Annotated in this window: 18 protein-coding genes; 8 read left to right on the top strand and 10 right to left on the bottom strand. The window is 73.7% G+C overall.

What is annotated here, in order from left to right; genetic code table 11:
* Window positions 1-45: 45 nt before the first annotated feature.
* Both ftsL and rsmH read right to left on the bottom strand, forming a co-directional pair.
* Window positions 46-585 carry a cell division protein FtsL gene (gene ftsL, locus AAC944_RS10875; protein ID WP_030616746.1) on the bottom strand — a complete coding sequence of 180 codons (540 nt, stop codon included), beginning with the start codon at window positions 583-585 and terminating at the stop codon, window positions 46-48.
* On the bottom strand, window positions 582-1,544 hold the full coding sequence (rsmH, locus tag AAC944_RS10880) for a 16S rRNA (cytosine(1402)-N(4))-methyltransferase RsmH (RefSeq protein ID WP_030616743.1): 963 nt from the start codon (window positions 1,542-1,544) through the stop codon (window positions 582-584). The genes ftsL and rsmH overlap by 4 nt, the downstream gene beginning before the upstream one ends.
* 469 nt (window positions 1,545-2,013) lie before the next feature.
* Between rsmH and AAC944_RS10885 the strand changes: the two genes are divergently transcribed.
* From AAC944_RS10885 to AAC944_RS10900, 4 genes are all read left to right on the top strand, one after another.
* The gene (locus AAC944_RS10885) at window positions 2,014-2,574 is read left to right on the top strand and encodes a beta-class carbonic anhydrase (RefSeq protein ID WP_030616739.1); all 561 of its coding nucleotides are present in this window, start codon (window positions 2,014-2,016) and stop codon (window positions 2,572-2,574) included.
* 284 nt (window positions 2,575-2,858) lie between these two features.
* A complete protein-coding gene (locus AAC944_RS10890; RefSeq protein WP_030616736.1) occupies window positions 2,859-3,857 on the top strand; it encodes an AAA family ATPase in 999 nt (332 codons plus the stop codon).
* Window positions 3,857-5,341, top strand: a complete 1,485-nt coding sequence (locus AAC944_RS10895; protein WP_078888647.1) for a DUF58 domain-containing protein — start codon at window positions 3,857-3,859, stop codon at window positions 5,339-5,341. Before AAC944_RS10890 ends, AAC944_RS10895 begins: the two co-directional genes overlap by 1 nt.
* Window positions 5,338-7,824, top strand: coding sequence for a transglutaminase TgpA family protein (locus AAC944_RS10900; RefSeq protein WP_030616732.1), 2,487 nt, complete (start codon window positions 5,338-5,340; stop codon window positions 7,822-7,824). Before AAC944_RS10895 ends, AAC944_RS10900 begins: the two co-directional genes overlap by 4 nt.
* 797 nt (window positions 7,825-8,621) lie before the next feature.
* On the opposite strand, the gene AAC944_RS10905 is transcribed toward AAC944_RS10900, so the two are convergent.
* From AAC944_RS10905 to AAC944_RS10915, 3 genes are all read right to left on the bottom strand, one after another.
* The gene (locus tag AAC944_RS10905) at window positions 8,622-9,035 is read right to left on the bottom strand and encodes an SCO2097 family morphological protein (RefSeq protein ID WP_030616729.1); all 414 of its coding nucleotides are present in this window, start codon (window positions 9,033-9,035) and stop codon (window positions 8,622-8,624) included.
* A 291-nt stretch (window positions 9,036-9,326) separates the two neighbouring features.
* Window positions 9,327-10,082, bottom strand: a complete 756-nt coding sequence (locus tag AAC944_RS10910) for a methyltransferase (protein WP_030616725.1) — start codon at window positions 10,080-10,082, stop codon at window positions 9,327-9,329.
* 651 nt (window positions 10,083-10,733) lie between these two features.
* Window positions 10,734-11,225, bottom strand: coding sequence for an SAV_6107 family HEPN domain-containing protein (locus AAC944_RS10915; protein WP_030616722.1), 492 nt, complete (start codon window positions 11,223-11,225; stop codon window positions 10,734-10,736).
* 195 nt (window positions 11,226-11,420) lie between these two features.
* Here AAC944_RS10915 and AAC944_RS10920 point away from each other — a divergent pair, with 195 nt between their 5' ends.
* Window positions 11,421-12,278, top strand: a complete 858-nt coding sequence (locus tag AAC944_RS10920) for an ATP-binding cassette domain-containing protein (RefSeq protein ID WP_030616719.1) — start codon at window positions 11,421-11,423, stop codon at window positions 12,276-12,278.
* Window positions 12,250-14,460, top strand: coding sequence for a YhgE/Pip family protein (locus AAC944_RS10925; protein ID WP_030616716.1), 2,211 nt, complete (start codon window positions 12,250-12,252; stop codon window positions 14,458-14,460). The genes AAC944_RS10920 and AAC944_RS10925 overlap by 29 nt, the downstream gene beginning before the upstream one ends.
* Here the strand turns inward: AAC944_RS10925 and AAC944_RS10930 are convergent.
* Window positions 14,450-14,584 carry a hypothetical protein gene (locus AAC944_RS10930; RefSeq protein WP_368397125.1) on the bottom strand — a complete coding sequence of 45 codons (135 nt, stop codon included), beginning with the start codon at window positions 14,582-14,584 and terminating at the stop codon, window positions 14,450-14,452. The two genes, AAC944_RS10925 and AAC944_RS10930, sit on opposite strands and share 11 nt — an antisense overlap.
* Between AAC944_RS10930 and AAC944_RS10935 the strand changes: the two genes are divergently transcribed.
* Together AAC944_RS10935 and AAC944_RS10940 are read left to right on the top strand one after the other, a co-directional pair.
* Window positions 14,583-15,236, top strand: a complete 654-nt coding sequence (locus AAC944_RS10935) for a TetR/AcrR family transcriptional regulator (protein WP_030616713.1) — start codon at window positions 14,583-14,585, stop codon at window positions 15,234-15,236. The two genes, AAC944_RS10930 and AAC944_RS10935, sit on opposite strands and share 2 nt — an antisense overlap.
* Window positions 15,237-15,757: 521 nt before the next feature.
* On the top strand, window positions 15,758-17,299 hold the full coding sequence (locus tag AAC944_RS10940; RefSeq protein ID WP_030616711.1) for a phytoene desaturase family protein: 1,542 nt from the start codon (window positions 15,758-15,760) through the stop codon (window positions 17,297-17,299).
* Between the two features lie 80 nt (window positions 17,300-17,379).
* Here the strand turns inward: AAC944_RS10940 and AAC944_RS10945 are convergent, their stop codons facing one another.
* From AAC944_RS10945 to AAC944_RS10960, 4 genes are all read right to left on the bottom strand, one after another.
* Window positions 17,380-18,408: a hypothetical protein gene (locus tag AAC944_RS10945; protein WP_030616709.1), complete on the bottom strand. Its 1,029-nt coding sequence runs from the start codon at window positions 18,406-18,408 to the stop codon at window positions 17,380-17,382.
* Between the two features lie 33 nt (window positions 18,409-18,441).
* Window positions 18,442-19,359, bottom strand: a complete 918-nt coding sequence (gene metF, locus AAC944_RS10950; RefSeq protein ID WP_030616707.1) for a methylenetetrahydrofolate reductase [NAD(P)H] — start codon at window positions 19,357-19,359, stop codon at window positions 18,442-18,444.
* A gap of 179 nt (window positions 19,360-19,538) precedes the next feature.
* A complete protein-coding gene (gene thiE / locus AAC944_RS10955) occupies window positions 19,539-20,189 on the bottom strand; it encodes a thiamine phosphate synthase (RefSeq protein ID WP_030616704.1) in 651 nt (216 codons plus the stop codon).
* Between the two features lie 80 nt (window positions 20,190-20,269).
* The gene (locus AAC944_RS10960; protein ID WP_030616702.1) at window positions 20,270-20,635 is read right to left on the bottom strand and encodes an Rv2175c family DNA-binding protein; all 366 of its coding nucleotides are present in this window, start codon (window positions 20,633-20,635) and stop codon (window positions 20,270-20,272) included.
* Between the last annotated feature and the right edge of the window lie 3 nt (window positions 20,636-20,638).

Below are 20,638 nucleotides of genomic sequence, written 5' to 3' on the forward strand. Positions count from 1 at the left end.
TCCGTCTCCGTCCGGTCTGCGGGCGCGGCGTCCTGCGTCACCGGGTCACCCGCCGGAGACCGTCGGGGAGGGCGACGGGGAAGCCGTGCCGGACGGCCTGCCGGACGGGGTCGCGGACGGCTTGCCGGACGGTGCCCCCGAGGGCGTGCCCGACGCCGTGGGCGTCCCGGAGAGGGCCGGCGGGAGGCTCTGCCGGGCTCCCATCGGCGACGGCTGTCCCGTGGCCACGCCGGGCACGCCGCGCACCGTGCCGTCCGGGTTCAGGAAGGCCGGGTTGCCGCCGGGCACCATGCCGAGGCCGCGGGCCCGCTTCTCCAGGGAGCCGGGCGCCGAGTAGCCGTCCACCTCCTGCTGGAGGGCCTGCTGTTCGTCCGTCAGTTCCGTGGTCTGCTTCTCCAGCCTGCTCAGCTCGAAGGAGCCCTGGTTGAGGGCCGAGTTCAGCAGCAGCAGGGTGATCAGACCGGACCCGAGCAGCACCACGACCAGCAGCACGAACGGCGTACGCGCCGCCGTGCTCGTACCGGAGGGCACCAGGGCGGCCAGCCGCCCGCCCCCCGTACCGCGAAGCCGCCCGGGTCCGGTCACGCGTTGTCCTCCCGGATGCGTTCGGCACCGCGCAGCCGGGCGGGCGCCGCCCTGCGGTTCTCCTCGATCTCCGCCTCCGTGGGCAGCTCGGCGCCCCGGGTCAGCAGCTTCAGCCGCGGCTGGTACTGCTCCGGCACGACCGGCAGCCCGGGCGGCGCCGTGTTGGCGGCGCCCGCCGCGAACACCTGCTTGACCAGCCGGTCTTCGAGCGAGTGGTACGACAGGACGGCGATCCGGCCGCCGACGGCGAGCGCCTTCACCGCGTTCGGCACGGCGCGTTCGAGCACCGACAGCTCGCCGTTGACCTCGATGCGCAGCGCCTGGAACGTCCGCTTGGCGGGGTTGCCGCCCGTGCGCTTGGCGGCCTGCGGCAGCGCGTCCCGGATCAGCTCGACCAGCCGCGCGCTGTTCGTGAACGGCTCCTTCTCGCGCTCCCGCACGATCGCCGAGACGATCCGCTTGGCCTGCTTCTCCTCGCCGTAGGACCGCAGGATCCGGACCAGCTCCCCCGGTGCGTACGTGTTGAGGACCTCGGCGGCACTCATGCCGGTCGTCTGGTCCATCCGCATGTCCAGCGGCGCGTCCTGGGCGTACGCGAAGCCGCGGTCGGCCTCGTCGAGCTGCATCGAGGAGACGCCCAGGTCGAACAGGACTCCCTGCACGCGCGGCACGGACAGCCGCGCCAGGACGTCCGGCAGCTCGTCGTAGACGGCGTGCACGAGGGTCGCGCGGTCCCCGAAGGGGGCCAGCCGCTCCCCCGCGAGCTTCAGGGCCGACGGGTCGCGGTCCAGGCCGATCAGGCGCGCCGAGGGGAACGTCGACAGCAGCGCCTCGCTGTGTCCCCCCAGTCCGAGCGTGCAGTCGACGACGACCGCACCGGGCTCGGCGAGCGCCGGGGCGAGCATGTCCAGGCAGCGCTGGAGCATGACGGGGACGTGACGGGTGTTGCTGCTGTTCATGCGCCTTCCGATGAGGAGGGCGGCGGATACCGCCCCCTCGGGGAAGGTGCCCACCTGCCGTTGGCCGACGGAGGCCGCACGTACTGTTTGGTCCCCGCCCGCTCTGAAGGGGAAGCGGCCGTCCGCCGACGGGGAAGTGACGTCGGATGGCCGGTGGAGCGGGAGGAGACCGAACCGCACGTGCGGTTCCCCGCGCGCGGGATTCGGGATCCAAGGAGAGTCTCACGCCTCCCACTTCGCGTCACTTTAGTCCACTCATCCCTTCGGTCAACCAACTGGTCGCGCGCGTCCTGAAGCGGTCGCCGGAGGCCTGCGGAACCCCGTCGTCCGGGGGTTGTGGAACACGGTTTTCACTCGTACGGGGGAAGGCCGGCCATCCCTGTGGGTTACCTCACAAGCTGGCTCGTTGACCCACTATGCCCGCCCTCACATGCGGCGCTCCGCCGCCACAGCCATTACTTTTATGGCTATGTCGATATCCGAGTCGCAGGCACCGTCCCCGTCCGATGACAACGCAGCCGCCCCTTCCGGAGGCTCCGTCACCGATCGCATCGTCGAGGCCAACGCCCGGTATGCCACGACCTTCGCCGACTCCGGCATGGACGCCCGCCCGGCACAGAAGGTCACCGTCGTGACCTGCATGGACGCCCGCCTCAACCTCCCCGAGGCGCTCGGCCTCAAGGTCGGCGACCTGCACACCCTCCGCAACGCGGGCGGTGTGATCACCGACGACGTCATCCGCTCACTGACCATCAGCCAGCGCGCGCTGGGCACCCGCTCGGTCGTGCTCATCCACCACACGGGCTGCGGCATGCAGACCCTGACCGAGGACTTCCGCAACGAACTGGCCGACGAGGTCGGCGAGCGGCCGAACTGGGCGGTGGAATCCTTCAAGGACGTGGATGCCGACGTACGCCAGTCGATGCAGCGCGTCCGTACGTCGCCCTTCCTGCCTCACACGGACGATGTCCGCGGCTTCGTGTTCGACGTGGAGACGGGTCTGCTCCGCGAGGTCGACCCGAAGGTCTGACGCGAAAGCCCCCGCGAGCTCCCCTGTTCGCCGGTACGTCGTCGACGTGCCGGCGAACGTTCATTCCGGCCACCGCCCCTCCCGGTGCCCGGTACGGACGGTTCCGAGTTATCCACAGCCCATGACGCGGAGCCGCGCGGGCGGCAAGAATGCGTAGGTGACGTTGTTCCGGCCCGGCCGGGACGGCGCCGCACCGATCGGGCCGGACCTGGAAAGAGGCACCGGCCCGGAAACAGGGGATGCCCCGCTTCACGCAGGCGCGGGTAAGGGCCGAGGAGGGCCGGGTGACGACCTATGACGAGCGAGCGAGCCTCGGAGATCTGACCGCCACAGCCGAGCGTGTCCGCCGGTCGGTGGAGGGTGTGATCGAGGGCAAGCCCGAGGTCGTGCGCCTCGCACTGACGGTGCTGCTCGCCGAGGGCCACCTCCTCATCGAGGACGTGCCGGGCGTCGGCAAGACCATGCTCGCCAAGGCGCTGGCCAGATCCGTCGACTGCTCGGTGCGGCGCATCCAGTTCACCCCCGACCTGCTGCCCTCGGACATCACCGGCGTCAGCGTCTTCGACCAGCGGCAGGGCGACTTCGAATTCAAGCCGGGCGCCGTCTTCGCCCAGATCGTCATCGGCGACGAGATCAACCGCGCCTCCCCCAAGACCCAGTCGGCGCTCCTGGAGTCGATGGAGGAGCGCCAGGTGACGATGGACGGCCGCACCTATGCGCTGCCCAGCCCCTTCATGGTGGTCGCCACCCAGAATCCGCTGGAGATGGAGGGCACCTATCCCCTCCCCGAGGCGCAGCGGGACCGTTTCATGGCCCGGGTGTCGATCGGTTACCCCAGCCCCGAGGCCGAGCTGCAGATGCTGGACGTGCACGGCGGCACGTCGCCCCTGGACGACCTCCAGCCGGTCGCGCACGCCCACGACATCGTGAAGCTGGTCGAGGCGGTGCGGTCGGTCCATGTCGCCGACCCGGTGCGCAGATACGCCGTCGAGCTGGTCGCCGCCACGCGCCACCACCCCGACCTGCGGCTCGGCGCGTCACCGCGCGCGTCGCTGCATCTGCTGCGGGCCGCCAAGGCCGCGGCCGCCCTCGCGGCCAGGGAGTACGTCCTCCCGGACGACCTCCAGTCACTGGCCGTCGCGGTCCTCGCGCACCGCCTGCTGCCCACCGCCCAGGCCCAGCTGAACCGCCGCTCCGCCGAGCAGGTGGTCCTGGAGATCCTGCACCACACCCCGGTCCCCGATCCCTCGGCGCAGTGGCCCCCGGCCTCGCGGGGTTACTGATGCCGGGCGCGAGCGGGGGGACCGAGGGGCCGGCGTCCGGCCCCGGGTACGCGGAAGCCGAAGCACCGGACGGCGCGGGCTCCGGCGCTCCCGGCCTGCCGGCGGACGGCGGGCTGCGGGCGGCGCTGGGCGGGCTGACGACGCGCGGCCGGTCGTTCCTCGCCGCCGGCATCGCCGCCGCGGTGTGCTCGTACGTCCTGGGCCAGGCCGATCTGCTCCGGGTCGGCCTGCTGCTGTCCTCGCTCCCCCTCGTCTGCGTGGCCGTACTGCACCGCACCCGCTACCGGGTGGCGAGCAGCCGCAGCCTCTCCCCCGCCCGGGTGCCCGCGGCCGCCGAGACCCGGGTCCGGCTGCGCATGGAGAACGTCTCCCGGCTGCCGACCGGTGTCCTGATGCTCCAGGACCACGTGCCGTACGTCCTCGGGCCCCGCCCGCGCTTCGTGCTGGACCGCGTCGAGGCGGGCGGTCGCCGCGAGCTGTCCTACCGCGTCCGCTCGGACCTGCGCGGACGCTATCCCCTCGGGCCGCTGCAGCTGCGGCTGTCCGACCCGTTCGGCATGTGCGAGCTGACCCGCTCCTTCAGCGCGTACGACACCCTCACGGTGGTCCCCCGGGTCGAGCCGCTGCCTCCGGTGCGGCTGGCCGGTGAGGCCGCCGGGTACGGCGACGGGCGGCACCGGGCCCTCGCGCTGGCGGGCGACGACGACGTGATCCCGCGCGGGTACCGCCACGGTGACGACCTGCGCCGCGTGCACTGGCGCTCCACCGCGCGCTACGGCGAGCTGATGGTCCGCCGCGAGGAACAGCCCCAGCAGGCCCGCTGCACGGTCCTGCTGGACACGCGGAGCTCCGCCCATCACGGCTCCGGCCCGGACTCCCCGTTCGAGTGGGCGGTCGCCGGTGCCGCGTCCGTCGCGATGCACCTGCTGGAGCGGGGCTTCTCGGTACGCCTGCTGACCGACACCGGCAGTTCCGTGCCGGGCCCGGAAGGCGCGGGCGGCTTCTCCCGCGGCGCGGCGTCCGCGGACGCCGCGGGGCTGCTCCTGGACACCCTGGCGGTCGTCGACCACTCCGACGAAGCCGGCCTGTCCCGCGCCTACGACGTGCTGCGCGGCGGCAACGAAGGCCTGCTGATCGCCTTCCTCGGCGACCTGGACGAGGAGCAGACCGCGCTGGCGGCCCGGATGCGCCGGCGCAGCGGGTCCGCGGTGGCCTTCGTACTGGACGGCAGCGCCTGGAGCGGCGTGCCGGCGGCCGGTTCCGACGCGGCGCCCGCGCCGCTCCCCATGGCCGACCGGCTGCGTCTGCTGGGCGACGCCGGCTGGACGGCCCTCCCGGTGACGCCGCAGGACACCCTGCCCGCCCTGTGGCGCCTCGCCGACCCCGCCCGCACACCGGGGACGGCGCCGCGGACCGCACCCTCCGGGGCGACCGGGCTCGGTGGCTCTCCCGGAGCCGACGGATGGAAGGGGGTGGAGCGATGAGCGGCCGGGCACGGCTCGCGGTGTGCGCGATGGTGGCGACGCTCAGCGCCGCCTGCGCGTTGCTGCCGCTGGTGGAGCCGATCGGCTGGATGTTCCAGGCCGCGTTCCTGCTCGGGCTGGTGACCACGGTCGGCACGCTGGCCCGCCGGGTCCCGCTGGCCCGCCCGCTGACCATCGCCGTCCAGGCCCTGGCCGGCCTGCTGGTGCTCACGCCGCTGTTCGCGCGCGGGGAGGCCGTCGGCGGCCTGCTGCCGGGCCCCGACGCCTTCCGGGAGTTCGGCCAGCTCCTCCAGGAGGGCACGGCCGACGTCGGCCGGTACGCCATACCGGCCCCGGTCACCACCGGCATCCGGCTGCTGCTGGTCGGCGGCGTCCTGGTCATCGGCCTGATCGTGGACGCGCTCGCCGTGACGTACCGCAGCGCGGCGCCCGCCGGACTGCCGCTGCTCGCGCTGTACTCCGTCGCCGCCGGACTGTCCAAGGGCGGCGCGGGCTGGCTCTGGTTCCTGGTCGCCGCAGCGGGCTATCTCTTCCTGCTGCTCGCCGAGGGGCGCGACCGGCTGTCCCGGTGGGGCAGGGTGTTCGGCGGCGGCCCGACGACCGCCGGCCGCCCGTACTCCACCGGGGGCACCGGGCCGGCCCCGCCCGGCGGTCCCGTGCCCGCCCCGATCCGTACGGGCCGCAGGATCGGCGCGCTCGCCCTGGGCATCGCCCTGGTCGTGCCGGCCGCGCTGCCCTCGCTCAGCGGCGGGCTGCTGGACATGAGCGGCCGGGACCGCCCCGGGGCCGACGGCGGCACGATCTCCGCGGTGAACCCCCTGGTGTCCCTCCAGGACAGCCTCAACCAGCCCGAGGACCGGGAGGTCCTGAACTACCGCACGACCACTCCCGACACCCGCGACCTGTATCTGCGGATCGTCGCCCTCGACCAGTTCGACGGCGCTGCCTGGAAGCCGTCGCAGCGGACGGTCCTGGACGTACCGGACCGGCTGCCCGATCCGCCGGGCCTGGCGCGGGACGTGGACACCACCGCCGTGAACACCTCGGTGTCCACCGCGGACTGGTACGCCCAGAACTGGCTGCCCCTGCCCTATCCCGCGTCCCGGGTCGAGATACCGGGCCGCTGGCGCTTCGAGCCCGAGGGCCGCACCCTGGTGGGCGACCGCGGCCAGAACACCCGCGGGGTCCGCTATCAGGTGGAGAGCCTCATCGTGCGGCCGACGGCCCGGCAGCTGGCCGACGCGCCGCCGCCGCGCCCCGCCCTCCGGCGTGAGTACACCCAGGTGCCCGGCTCGCTGCCCCCGGCGGTCCAGCGGACGGCCGAACAGGTGACGCGGGGCGCCCGTTCGGACTACGCCAAGGCCGTCCGGCTGCAGGACTGGTTCGCGCTGAACGGCGGGTTCACGTACAACACCGAGGTCCGGGCGGGCAGCGGCACCCAGGCGATCACGCGCTTCCTGGAGCAGAAGGAGGGCTTCTGCGTCCACTTCGCCTTCTCGATGGCGGCGATGGCCCGCACGCTGGGCATCCCCGCCCGGGTGGCGGTCGGCTTCACCCCGGGCGGCAAGCGGGCCGACGGCTCGTACTCCGTCGGGCTGAGGGACGCGCACGCCTGGCCCGAGCTGTACTTCGAGGGCATCGGCTGGACGCGGTTCGAGCCGACGCCGAGCCGGGGCAGCGTGCCGGACTACACGGTCTCCGCCGACGCCCCCGACGAGGATGCCCCCGGCCGGGCCGAACCGCTGCCGGGCCGTACCGCGGCACCGGAGCCCGAGCCGTCGGCGGACGGCGGGACCTGCTCGCCGGACCAGCGCCGGGTGGCCGAGTGCGGTTCGGTGCCGCAGGCGTCCGGGGGCGGCCCTGCCGATGACGGGCCCGCGCCGGGAGCCGTGGCGGGCGGCGCGCTCGCCGTGCTGCTGGTCCTGCTGGTCCCTGCCGTACCGCTGCTCTGGCGCGTCCGGAGCCGCGCCCGCCGCCTGTCCGAGGGCCGGGCAGGGTCTCGGGCCTCCGGTGCCGCGCTGCGGCCGTCCTCCCGGCACGGCGCGGGCGTCCTTCTGCCGGACGGCCCCTCGGCAGGCGCTGCCGGTCCCCGGGCCGGCGTCCTCGGCCCCTGGCGGGAGCTGGTGGACTCGGGCTGGGACTACGGCATCGTCCCGGACGACGCGCTGACGCCACGGAAGGCGGCCGAGCGGATCGTACGGGTCGGCGAGCTGACCGGACCGGCGGCGGAGGCGGCCCACCGGGTGGCCGGCGCCGTGGAGCAGGCGCTCTACGCCCCGCACCCCGAGGCCGCGCCGGGCCTGGCCGAAGACGTACAGCGAGTCCGTTCCGGGCTCCGCACGACGGCCTCCCGACGACAGCGCCTGCGCGCCCTCCTGGCCCCGCCCTCGGCCGTCCGCCTCCTCTGGGCCGCCTCCACCCGCCTCTCCACCCTCCTCACCCGCCTCCGCACGGCCCTACCAGAACGGTCAGCGCCCCGCTGAGGCCCCCGAGCCCCCGACGCTCCTGTCTTCGGCCCGCCGGGGACGGGAGCGGGGGTGGGGGCCGGGGCCGGGACCGGCCATGGTCTCGGCGCCTCCGGTCGCCGGTTCCCGGACCCCGGTCTCGGCCCCGCGGTCCCGGCCCCCGGGCCCGGACCCCGGTCTCGGCGCTCGCGGCCCGGTCCCGGCCCTGATCGCGGTCCCGACGGTGAAGCCGGAACGCATCCCGTCGGGTAAAGCCAGAGCTCGTCCCGGCGGCGCCGTCGCCAGCCGCCTTCGGTCGGCGGGGGCGGCCTGCGCGGCGGGGGCGCGGCCTGCGCGGCGGGGGCGCGGCCTGCGCGGCGGGTTCGGCCCACCCGGCGGGGCTGTCCAGCGGATCCGGCCGCGCGGCCTGTCCGGCGAGCCCGGCAGGCACAGCGAGCCCGGCCTGACCGGTGAATCCAGCGGGGCCGGCAGCTGGCGCCGACCGGCAGCCCGGCAGCCGGGCAACCCAGCAGCCGGGTGGCGTCGTAGCGCTTTGCAGCGCTCGCGGCGCGGTGAAGCGAATGGCCGGTTTCGACCGGGCCGGTCAGGGCCGCCCGGCCCTGCACGGCCCTGCCTGGCCGGAGCGGCCCCGGCATGTGCGGCCGGAACGGGCCCGGCAGGTCCGGCGTACGAAAACGGTGTGGGGCGCCCCGGGAGTCGGGGCGCCCCACACCGTTCGGAAGACTGCGGGACCCTGCGGAGACGACGAGCGACGGCGGCGTACGGCGGCGTACGGCGGAAGTATGCGCCTCCCGGCGGGCCGGGAGGCGCCGCGCTCAGTGGCCCTGTTCGTCCCTGCGGCGCTGCCAGCGCTCTTCGATCCGGTCCATCATCGAGCGCCGTTGCCGGGACGTACGGCGTGGCTGTCCGCCCCCGCCGCCTCTGCCGGCAGCCGCTCCGCTCTGCTGCTCACCCGGCTTGGGCGCCTTGCGCCAGCTGGTGACGGCCAGGACCGCGCAGCCGAGCATCACGAGGAAGCCCACCACGCTGATCCAGATCTGCTGGGCGACCATTCCGGCCATGAGGAGCGCGATACCTACCAGGAAGCCCGCGACCGCTTGGTAGACCCGTCGCCGGGTGTACGTACGCAGCCCGCTTCCCTCAAGCGCTGTCGCGAACTTGGGATCTTCGGCGTACAGCGCTCGCTCCATTTGCTCGAGCATGCGCTGCTCGTGCTCCGAGAGCGGCACGGAGTCCTCCTACTCGTCGGTCGCGGGGGGCGACCGGGTGCGACCCTTTCAGGATAGGCAGGGAATCGCCCCCGTGAAACCCGCCCCTCTACGCCAATTCACTGTCCGCGCCACCATGGTGGCCGGTGGTGATGCACCGTGCATTCCCCAACCGCCCTCACGCCATGCCGGACGTTGTACCTCCGATCATACGGGGCGAAGCGGCTGATCGGGGGGCCTGTGGCCGACTGCACCCGCCGACCGGTGTCCGCCTCGCGGCGCGCGCCCGGCCGGCGCGGGGGCGGCGGGCCGTCAGCCGCGCTCGGCGAGGACGTGCAGCTGGGTGGCGACGGAGTGGAAAGCAGGCAGCTCGGCGGCGGCCGTCTCCAGCTTGAGCAGGGCGTCCATGGCACCCGGCTCGGTGTCGACGAGCACGCCGGGGACCAGGTCGGCGAAGACCCGTACGCCGTGCACCGCGCCTACCGCCAGGCCGGTACCGGTGACCAGGTCGGTGAGCTGGTCGGCGGTGAAGCGGCGGGGCACCGGGTCGCCGTCGCCCCAGCGGCCCGCGGGGTCGCTCAGGGCGCGCTGCGCCTCCGTGAAGTGGCCGGCGAGGGCGCGGGCGAGCACCGCGCCGCCCAGGCCGGCGGCGAGCAGGCTCAGCGTGCCCGCGGGGCGCAGCGCCGCCACGGCGTTGCGGACGCCTTCGGCCGGGTCGTCGACGTACTCCAGGACGCCATGGCAGAGCACCGCGTCGTAGCCGCCGCGCTCGACCACCTCGAAGAGGCCGTGCGCGTCGCCCTGGACGGCGCGCACCCGGTCGGCGACGCCCTCCTCGGCCGCCCGGCGCTCCAGGGCGAACAGGGCGTTGGGGCTGGGGTCGACCACGGTGACGCGGTGGCCGAGCCGGGCGACGGGCACGGCGAAGTTGCCGGTGCCGCCGCCGGTGTCCAGGACGTCGAGGGCGTCACGCCCGGCGGCCTTGGCCCGGTGCTCCAAGGCGTCCTTCAGGACCTCCCAGACCACGGCGGTACGAAGGGATGCGCGTGGGCGCAGCGGGTCAGACACGGCGGGTGGCTCCTCGCGAGGACATGTACTGATGAGGCGCCTCCCACCCTATGGGGTCGCGCCGCCTCCGCCACGACCGAGCACGGCCGAACCGCGCCGGAGACCGCTCCCGGCCTCCCCCGGCATGCTTCCCGGCCGCCGGCGGAAGGCGTTCCGACCCCTCCCGGAAGGCGTTCCGGCCTCAGTCCTGAGAAGCGTTCCGGCCCCCTCCGCGGACGGCGTTCCGGTCCTTCTCCGGGCGGCGTTCCGGAACGGGCCGGGGCGCCCCGGAGGGAATTCCCTTCGCCCGGCCGGGGAAAGGAGGCGGGCGCGGAGCGCCGTCGGACGGGAAAGGCGAGGGCGGGCGGGAACTCCGTGGAATGCGGAAAATGCGGAAGGGGCGGGCGGAGAGCGGGCGTAAGACGGCAGCGGGGAGGGAGCGGAAGGCGGCGGACGAGGAATCCCCGGGCGCGGAATGCGCGCCACGATTTCCCAGCGTTCGTCACCGGAGCGGTGCGGCGCCCCGCACATTCCCGGGCGCGGCCCGCCGGCCGGCCGCCGGGCCCTTCGGCCGGCCGTCGGATTTCCGGGCACGGGATCCTCACGGCCTCCGTGGCGGGCCACCACCGCGGCCGCCGCACTTCCCGCCGCCGGCCGCCGCGCCAGCTGCCGTCACCCCGCGCGGGTCCGTGGTGGCGGGAGGAGCGGCTGCAGGGCCAGCAGACGTTCGACGAGGCGGAGGAAGTGCGCGGCGGCACGGAGGAGGTCGTCGGCCTCCCGGGGACCGGCCGCGCCGGGTATCCCGGCCTCCGCACGGGCCCGGCGCTCGGCGCCTGCCGCGAACAGGGCACTCCACTCCGCTAATTCGGGGGCGACCTCGGGCAGCACCTCCCAGGCGCTGCGGATGCGCTGCCGGCGACGGAGGGTGGGCTCGGGGCGGCCGCGTACGGCCAGGACGGCGGCCGCGGCGCGCAGGGCGGCGAGGTGAGCGGTCGCGAAGCGCTCGTTGGGGGTTTCCAGGGAGGCGGCCTCGTCCAGGCCGCGCTGGGCCTTGGTGAGCAGATCGAGGGCGGCGGGCGGGGCGCCCGTCCGGCGCAGAACGGGATGGACATCGCTCGGGGGACCGTACGCAGCGGAACCTGCCCCAGTGGGACGAGATGCCATGACGAACCTCCTGTCGTCGCATAACGGTTCGGAACCGCACACACCATCGTGAGGCACCCCACTGACAATCGCTCTGACCTGCACTTTCCCGCCGGTGGCCCAGATCACGCCAAAGGCGGCCGGGTCAGCTTGCGTGCACACCGGCCCCATGCGCATACTTTTTAAACTGACTGGTCAGTTCAAGAGGGAGGGAACGTGGACAGCACCCCGCACGGGGCGGCGGTCAAGGCCCAGGGACTCGGGGTGAAGGGACCTCGCGGCTGGGCGTTCCAGGACGTCGACATCACGGCCGAGCCCGGCGCACTGATCGCGATCGAGGGGCCGTCCGGCTCGGGCCGTACGTGTCTGCTGCTCGCGCTCACCGGACGTATGAAGACCGCCGCGGGCAAGGCCAGGGTGGGCGGACTGTCGCTGCCCAAGAAGATGGCCGCCGTACGGGCGGTCACGGCGCTCGCCCATGTACCCGGCGTCTCCGAGCTCGACCCGGCCTTCACGGTCGCCGAGCACCTGCACGAACGCGCCCTGCTGCAGCGCCGCTTCGGCGGCCCGGTACGCGCGCTGCTGCGCCCGCGCCGCGAGCGCCGCGCCGAGGCCCGGGGCCGGATCGACGCCGCGCTGGAGGCCGCCGGGCTCGACCCGGAGACGCTGCCCAAGGGCGTACGGACGTCCGTACGGGACCTGGAGCGGCTGGAGGCGCTGCGGCTGTCCGTCGCGCTGGCGCTGATCGGTTCGCCGCGGCTGCTGGCCGTCGACGACACCGACATGAAGCTGTCGGACGAGGAGCGGGAGCGGGCCTGGGCGATGCTCCGCGGGCTGGCGGCGGCCGGCACGACGGTGCTGGCGGTGTGCAGCCAGGCGCCCGAGGACGCGCTCGTGGTCTCGACCGCGCGCCACCAGGAGAAGCCGCAGCACGGACAGGAGCCGGCAGCACCGGCGGCCGGACCGGAGGAGCCGGAGACGGTGCCGGACCCGGAGCCCTCGGCGGGCACCGGGAAGAACACGAAGAACGAGGAGGGGGCGGCGGATGCGCTCGCCGAAGCTGGCCGCGCTTGAGCTGAAGCGGTTCGGCAGGGGGAAGCTGCCGCGCGCGGCGCTGGTGGCCCTGCTGTTGCTGCCGCTGCTCTACGGGGCGCTGTACCTGTGGTCCTTCTGGGACCCGTACGCGCGCCTGGACAAGATCCCGGTTGCGCTGGTCAACTCCGACCGGGGCGCCTCGGCCGACGGCCAACAGGTCAACGCCGGCGACGACCTGGTCAAGGGGCTGAAGGAGAGCGAGACCTTCGACTGGCACCCCGTCAGCGCCGCCGACGCGTCCAAGGGGCTGGAGTCCGGCGCGTACTACCTGTCGCTGACCGTCCCCGACGACTTCAGCAAGCGGATCGCCTCCAGCTCCGGTGACCACCCGGTGACCAGCGAGCTGAAGGTCCGGACGAACGACGCGAACAACTACATCGTCGGGCAGATCTCCCGCTCGGTCTTCTCCGAGGTGCGCTCAGCGGCCTCCGCGAAGTCCTCGCGCGGCTTCCTCGACAAGATCTTCGTGTCCTTCTCCGACCTGCACGACAAGACCAAGGAGGCGGCCGACGGCGCCTCCGAACTGAAGGGCGGCATCGGGAAGGCCAAGAAGGGCACCGGTGACCTGAAGGACGGCCTGGACGACGCCAAGCAGGGCAGCGGCCGGCTGTCCGACGGGATCGACGACGCCAAGCAGGGCAGCCACGACCTGGCGAACGGTCTGAAGGACCTGGACACCGGGGCCGGCAAGCTCGACACGGGCGCCGGCAAGCTCTCCAAGGGCGCGGGCCAGGTGGCCGAGGGCACCCAGAAGCTCGCCGACAAGGTGAACGCGGCCAACGAGGCGGTGGGCCCCTTCGTGCACGCGCACGGCAAGGAGATCGGCGACGCCGCGCGTCTGGTGGCCGACGGTTCGCAGGCCGTACGGGACAACCTCGACAAGCTCCCGAAGGCCGCCTCGGACGGCGCCACGGCCTCACGTGCGCTGGCGAACCAGGTCGCGACCTTCTACACGCTGCGCTGCGAGAAGCCGCTGACCGACCGCGATCCGTCCTGCACGACGCTCAAGGACATGCGGGACAGGTCCGATGCCGCGGCCGACAAGGCCGAGGAGGTCAGCGGGCTGGTCAAGAACGAGAAGAACCTCGCCGAGCTGAGCAAGAACCTGGACGAGCTGCACACGCTGGCCGAGACGCTGGCCGAGCACGGCCCGACGCTCGGGCAGGACCTGGACACCGCCGTCAAGCAGGTGAACGCCCTCAACAAGGGCGCGCACACGGTGGCCACCGGTGCCGACAAGCTGGCCACCGGAGCGGGCGACCTGCACAAGGGGACCGGCACCGCCAAGAAAGGCGGCACCGACCTGGACAACGGTCTGGGCAGGCTGCAGACCGGGGCCGGCGACCTGGACGAGGGCGTGGGCAAGCTGAAGAACGGCGCCGACACCCTCAACGGCGGCATGTTCAAGCTGTCCGACGGCTCCTCGAAGCTGGCCGGCGGGCTGCACGACGGCGTCGGGAAGATCCCGGACTACGACAAGGACCAGCGGGACACGCGGACGAACGTGATGTCCGATCCGGTGCAGCTCGCCTCGGACTCGGCCCACAAGGCGCCCAACTACGGGACCGGCTTCGCGCCGTACTTCATCCCGCTGTCCCTGTGGGTCGGCGCGATGGTCGCCTACATGCTGATCCAGCCGCTGAACCGGCGTGCGCTGGCGGCCGGCGCGAGTGCCTGGCGGACCGCGGTGTCCGGCTGGCTCCCGGTGTTCGCCATCGGGGTGCTGCAGATCGCGGCCCTGATGTCCGTGCTGCACTTCGGGCTGGGCCTGGAGATGATGCACGCGGCGGGCACGATCGGGTTCCTGGTCCTGGCCACGGCCTGCTTCTCGGCGATCGTGCAGTGGCTGAACGCGCAGTTCGGCGCGGCCGGCCGGATCCTGGTCCTGGCGCTGCTGATGCTCCAGCTGACCTCCGCGGGCGGTACCTATCCCGTGCAGACCAGCCCCGGCTTCTTCAACGCGCTCCACCCGTACCTGCCGATGACGTACATCGTCGGGGGCCTGCGCCGCCTCATCACGGGCGGTGACCTGACACCCGTGTGGCAGGGCAGCGTCGTGCTGGCCGTCTTCACCGTGGGCGCGCTCGCGCTCACCACGTGGACCGCGCGCGGCCGGCAGGTCGTGCGGATGAAGGACCTGCACCCGGAGCTCAGCCTGTGAGCGCGCGCACCGCGGCGTCCGGGTCCCGGGCGGCGGCGCCCGGGACCCGGCGGGTCACCGCCGCGTCACGTCCGGTGAGGGCGGACGCCGCGGTGCCGCCGGCAACGGGCACAATCGCCTGCATGGACAGCTCCAACACGCGTCGTGAGGCGACCCGGCGCAAGCTCTTCGAGGCCGCGGTGACGCTCATCGCCGAACAGGGTTTCTCCTCCACCACGGTGGACGAGATCGCCGAGCGGGCGGGCGTCGCGAAGGGCACCGTCTACTACAACTTCGCCAGCAAGAACGTCCTCTTCGAAGAGCTGCTGCGGCACGGTGTGGAGATGCTGGCCGCCTCGCTCCAGAACGCCGCCGACGAGGTGGCGGAGCGCGGCGGGTCACGGGTCGACGCGCTGGACGCGATGATCCACGCGGGGCTGTACTTCATCTCGCAGTACCCGGCGCTCACCCAGCTCTACGTGGCCGAGCTGTGGCGCACGAACCGCACGTGGAACACCACGCTGATGATGGTGCGGGAACGGGCCGTCTCCGTGGTCGCCGGGGTCATCCGGGAGGCGGTGGCCGCCGGCGAGCTGAGCGAGGAGATCGACGTCCCGCTGACCGCTTCGGCGCTCTTCGGGATGGTGCTGGTGGCGGCGCTGGACTGGCAGTCCTTCCAGCCGGACCGGTCGATCGACGACGTGCACGCGGCGCTCTCCCGGCTGCTGCAGGGGCGGGTGAGCGGCCATCAGGGCGAGAGCGGCGCGGGCGCCGCGGTGCCCCCGGGCCGCCCCTGAGGATGAGCACCCAGCCCTGAGTACACGTACTCAGGAGGCGAGATGAGTAGGTACGCGGATGGGCCGCTACCTGCGCGGACGGGAAAGTGGAGACCACGGAGGGGAAGCCGGCGCCGGCACCGCCGACACGGGGCGGCGGAACGGTGCGGCCTCCCCGACGTGGCAGGGGGAGCCACGGGGGACAACGGGGCTCCACGGGGGAGCCACGGGGGAACGGGGCTCCACGCTCCACGGGGGAGCACGGGGTTCTCCGGGGAAACCCGGGGAGTACGGGGGAAGTACGGGGGCTCCGGGGAAACCCGGAGGCAACGGGGGAAGCACGGGGGTTCCGGGGTAACCCGGAGGAACGGGGGAAGCACGGGGGACGCGCTGTCCTGGTCGGGTCGAAGGGGGAACGATCCGCGCCAGGGCAGCGCGCTTTTTTCGTACCCGGACCCGGCCCGGCTCCCGGCCGGCCGCTCCGGCCCGGCGCGGGAGGGCGCCCGGCGGCGTTGTCAGTGGTCGCCGATAAAGTCACGGACATGGCACGGATTGCGGTGATCGGCGCCGGGACGGGCGCGATGGCGGCCGCCGCCCGGCTGGCCGTCGCGGGCCACCGGGTGGCGGTGTGGGAGCGCGGCGAGACGTACGGCGGCTCGCTGCGGCGGTTCGAGCGCGCAGGTTTCGGCTTCGACACCGGTCCCGGGCTGCTGCATCTCCCGGCCGTGCAGCGCGACCTGTTCGTCAAGACCGGCCGCGAGCCCCTGGAGAAGCTCGTGGACCTGGTGCAGGTCGACCCGGCGAGCCGCCATGTCTTCCCCGACGGCACGGACGCCGCCCTGCCCAACGCCTCGCGGGCCGGGGTCACCGAGGCGCTGGACCGCGCCCTGGGCGCGGGTGCCGGCGAGCGCTGGAGCGAGCTGCTCGGCCGCGCGCGGGAGGCCTGGGACCGGACCAGGCGGCCGCTGCTGGAGGAGCCGCTGTGGCCGGACTGGCAGGTGCTGGGGCGCGAGCCGTATCCGGCCGTGGGCCGCAAGGGCCTGCTCAAGCGGCGCCCGGCGCGCACCCTCGCCGAGGTCGCGGCCCTGGAGCTGAAGGACCCCCGGCTGGTCGCGCTGCTGGAGAGCCACGCCCTGGCGTACGGCTTCGACCCGCGTACCGCCCCCGCGAGCGCCACGATCCTGCCGTACATGGAGCAGACCTTCGGTACGTGGTACGTCGGCGGCGGGATGCGCGCGCTGGCCACCGCGCTGTACGAGCGGTGCCTGACCCGCAAGGTGGAGTTCACCTTCGGTGCCGAGGTGCGGCGGCTGGTGTGCAAGGACGGCCGGGCGGCCGGGATCGAGCTGGCCGACGGGCGGGTCGAGGACGCCGACGTGGTGGTCGCGGGCGTCGACCCGTGGACGCTGGCCGGGCTGACCGGCGACTCCGCCGACACCGCCGGACAGGTCCGCGGCGAAGGTGACGTGCTGCCGCCGGCGGCGCCGCCGAGCGGGCGGTTCAGCGTGCTGCTGGCGCTGCGCGGCGGCCGTCCGGCGGACGCGGCGCACCGTACGGTCGTGCACGCGGCGGACCGGGAGGCGGAGCTGACGGCCGTCTTCGGGGGCGGCGGCCTGCCGCAGTCGCCGACGGTGACGGTGCTGCGCCCCGACGACCCGGCCCAGCGGCCCGATGACGGCCATGAGGCGGTGACGCTGACGGTCACGGTCCCGGCGCATGCGGAGGGCGGTGCCGGGGGCGTCGACTGGACGGCTGACGGCGTGGCCGAGGCGTTCGCGGACCGGGTGGTCGCGGCGGCCGGCGCCGCGGTGCCGGAGCTGCGGGAGCGGATCCTGTGGCGCGAGATACGGACGCCGGCGGACACGGCCGCCGATACGGGCGCGGCGGGCGGCGCGGTGCCGGGCCCGGCGCTGGCCGGGCTGGACGGCCGCGCCCTGGTACCGGGCAATCGCACGCGGATACCGGGTCTGTACACGGCCGGCGGCTGGTCCCACCCCGGCGGCGGCCTGGCCCATGCGGGCATGTCCGGCGCGCTGGTGGCGGGTCTCGTCGTCAACGGGGACGACTGGCGCGGCTCGCAGTAGCGCGGGGCGGTGCGTTCGCCCGGCCGGACGGCGCTCCGGGCTCGGAGCGTCCCCCGGTGACGGCCCGATGACGCAGGGCCTCAGTACCGGTACTGCTCGTCGTACCCCTGCTGCGGGTAGCCGTAGCCCTGGTGCTCGGGCTGGTGTCCGGGCTGGTACGGGGGCTGTTCGCCGGCGCCCGCACGCTGCTGGGGGACCCAGACGCCGCCGGGCGGGGTCTCCGGGCCCGCGCCGTAGTACTGCTCGTCGTAGCCCCCGCCGTACTGCGGCGGGACCTGACCGCCGTGACCGTACGGGTCGTGCCCGCCGTAGGGGTCGGCGGGCGCGTACGGGCCGCCCTGCGCGTAGGGGTCGTACGGGTCCTGGCCCGCGTACGGATCGGCGTAGCCCCCCGGGGCGCCGTGCCCGTGACCGCCGTACGGATCGGCATAGCCGTCGTGGGCGGCGGCGGGCTCGTAGTAGCCGCCGCCGTACGGGTCCTGCGGGTGCTGACCGGGCCGGGCGTCGGTGCTGTATATGCCGTACTGGCCGGTCTCGTCGGGCATCGGCTCCGGGGCGTAGACCGGCGCGGCCTGGGTGGCGTCCGGGGCGTAGGGGGCGGCGTAGCCGTCCGGGCGGGCGTCGTAGGCGTCGGCGTAGGGGGCCGCGGCCGCGTCGGGCGCGTAGCCCGCGGGACCGCCGAAGCCGCCCTGCTCGGCGTGGTCGTCGGCGTCGTGGCCGTAGACCGCTCCGCCCTCCTGCGGGCCGTGGCCGACGTCCTCCGGGACCGGCCCCGGCCCGGTGGCCCCGGCAGCCTCGGCGGCCGCTCCGGCGGACCGGCTGCCGCCGCGCCGGCGGCGGCTCACCCTGGGTCTGCCGGCGGCGAGCGCCCAGCCCATCGTGAAGCCGCGGCGGAAGGAGAGCGTGACGTAGGTCTGGCCCACGGCGAAGGCCGCCGCGCCGATCGCGATGACCACGATCGACGGCAGGACCACGCCGACGACGACGCCGAGGAAGCCGCAGAAGGCCAGCAGTCGCCAGCGCAGCCGGGCCTTGTACTGGAGCAGTACCTCGCTCAGCAGCCAGAGCGCCACGATGCCGAACGCGATGTAGAGGATCGTCCAGCCCATGTACGCCCCTGTTCCGCCGCTGCGGGCACGTGGTCAGGTCTGCTGGTGCAGACCCAGATTCTCGTAGATTTCCAGCGTCGCCGTGGAGTGGTTCAGGGTAATGAAGTGCAACCCGGGAATGTCCTCGGCGGTCAAGCGTGCACACAGCTCCGTGGCGTACTCGATGCCAATGGAGCGTACCGCCGCGGGATCGTCCTTGACGGCAAGGATGCGTTCCGCCAGCTCGGGCGGGAATGCCGCATTGCTGAGCTGGGCGAACCGCTCGATCTGCCGGACGTTCGTGACCGGCATGATCTCCGGGATGATCGGCGTTTCGCAACCGGCGGCGGCCACCCGGTCACGAAGGCGCAGATAGTCCTCCGGGTAGAAGAACATCTGGGTGATCGCGAAGTCGGCGCCCGCACGGCACTTGTCCACGAAGTGCCGGATGTCGGTGTCCCAGTCGGTGGAGCGGGGGTGCATCTCGGGGAAGGCGGCGACGCCCACGCAGAAGTCGCCGGACTCCTTGATCAGGCGGACCAGGTCGGCGGCGTACGCGATGCCTTCGGGATGCCGTACCCACTCGCCCATCGGGTCGCCGGGCGGGTCGCCGCGCAGCGCGAGCATGTTGCGGATGCCGGCGTCGGCGTACTGGCCGATGATGTTCCGCAGGTCGGCGACGGAGTGGTTGACCGCGGTCAGGTGGGCGACCGGGGTGAGCGTGGTGTCCGTGGCGATCCGCTCGGTCGCGCGGACGGTGCCCTCACGGGAGGTGCCGCCGGCGCCGTACGTCACCGACACGAAGGTCGGCGCGACGGCCTCGATCCGGCGAATGGCCTTCCACAGGGTCCGCTCGCCCTTCTCGGTCTTGGGGGCGGCGAACTCGAACGAATAGGACCGCTTGCCCGAGGCGAGCAGTTCGCGCACCGTGCGCGCGCGGTCAGTCCTGGTGGAAGGGGTACCTAGGGCCATACCGGCAGGTTAACCACCGGCCTGGCAGGCCCCCAACCACACCCGGCGTTATGCCCTGGTTTGCCGGGATCCTGTTCACCAGTCGGACACTTCACGTCAGACCACTGCTCACCGCGCGGGCACGTCACTCCTCAGGATCTGCGCACCGCGCGGAGCACGTCCGCCCCTGGGGGACCGCGTCACGCCTCGTACGTGCGGATCCGCTTCGCCAGCTCGGCGGCGGCCGCTCCCGGGTCCGCTGCCTCGGTGATCGCGCGGACCACCACGACCCGGCGGGCGCCGGCCGCCAGCACCTCGTCCAGATTGCCCGCGTCGATGCCGCCGATCGCGAACCACGGGCGCGCGGGGTCCTGCGCCGCGGCGTACCGCACGAGATCCAGGCCGGGGGCGTGCCGTCCGGGCTTGGTGGGGGTGGGCCAGCAGGGGCCCGTGCAGAAGTAGTCCACGCCCGGCTCGGTGAGGGCGGCGTCCACCTCCGCCTCGGCGTGCGTGGACCGGCCTATCAGGACGTCGTCGCCGAGGATGGCGCGCGCCGCGGGGACCGGCAGGTCGCCCTGTCCGAGGTGGAGCACGTCGGAGCCGATGGCGTGCGCGACGTCCGCGCGGTCGTTGACCGCGAGCAGCTTGCCGTGCCGCCGGCAGGCGTCGGCGAAGACCTCCAGGTGGGCCAGCTCCTCGCCGGCCTCCATGCCCTTGTCGCGCAGCTGCACGATGTCCACGCCCGAGGAGAGCACGGCGTCCAGGAACTGCGGCAGATCGCCCTGCTCCTTGCGGGCCCCCGTGCAGAGGTAGAGCCGGGCGTCGGACAGCGCCTGTCGTGCGGTGCTCATCGGTGTTCCCCCAGTCCGGGCGTACGGACCGGACCTGCCGGCCCGTACGCCCTGCGGTTACGGCAGTGGTGACGGGTGTGTCAGACGGCGAGCGCCTGTGCCCGGCGCTTCACCTCCGTGCCGCGATTCTCGCGCAGCGCCTGCGCCGGTGTACCCGGCAGGGTCTCATCGGCGGTGAACAGCCACTCCAGCATCTCTTCGTCGGTGAAGCCGTCGTCCCGGAGGAGCGTCAGCGTCCCCACCAGGCCCTTGACGACCTTCCCGTCCTTGATGAACTCGGCCGGCACATGCAGGGCCCTGTTCTCACCGCGGCGCACCGCGATCAGCTGGCCCTCCTTGACCAGCTGCCGGACCCGCGTCACCTCGACGCCGAACGCCTCGGCGATGTCGGGGAGGGTGAGCCAGGCGGGAATCAGTCCATCGATCTTTGCGTCAATCTCGGTCACACC

This window comes from Streptomyces sclerotialus, from assembly GCF_040907265.1.
Lineage (GTDB): Bacteria > Actinomycetota > Actinomycetes > Streptomycetales > Streptomycetaceae > Streptomyces > Streptomyces sclerotialus.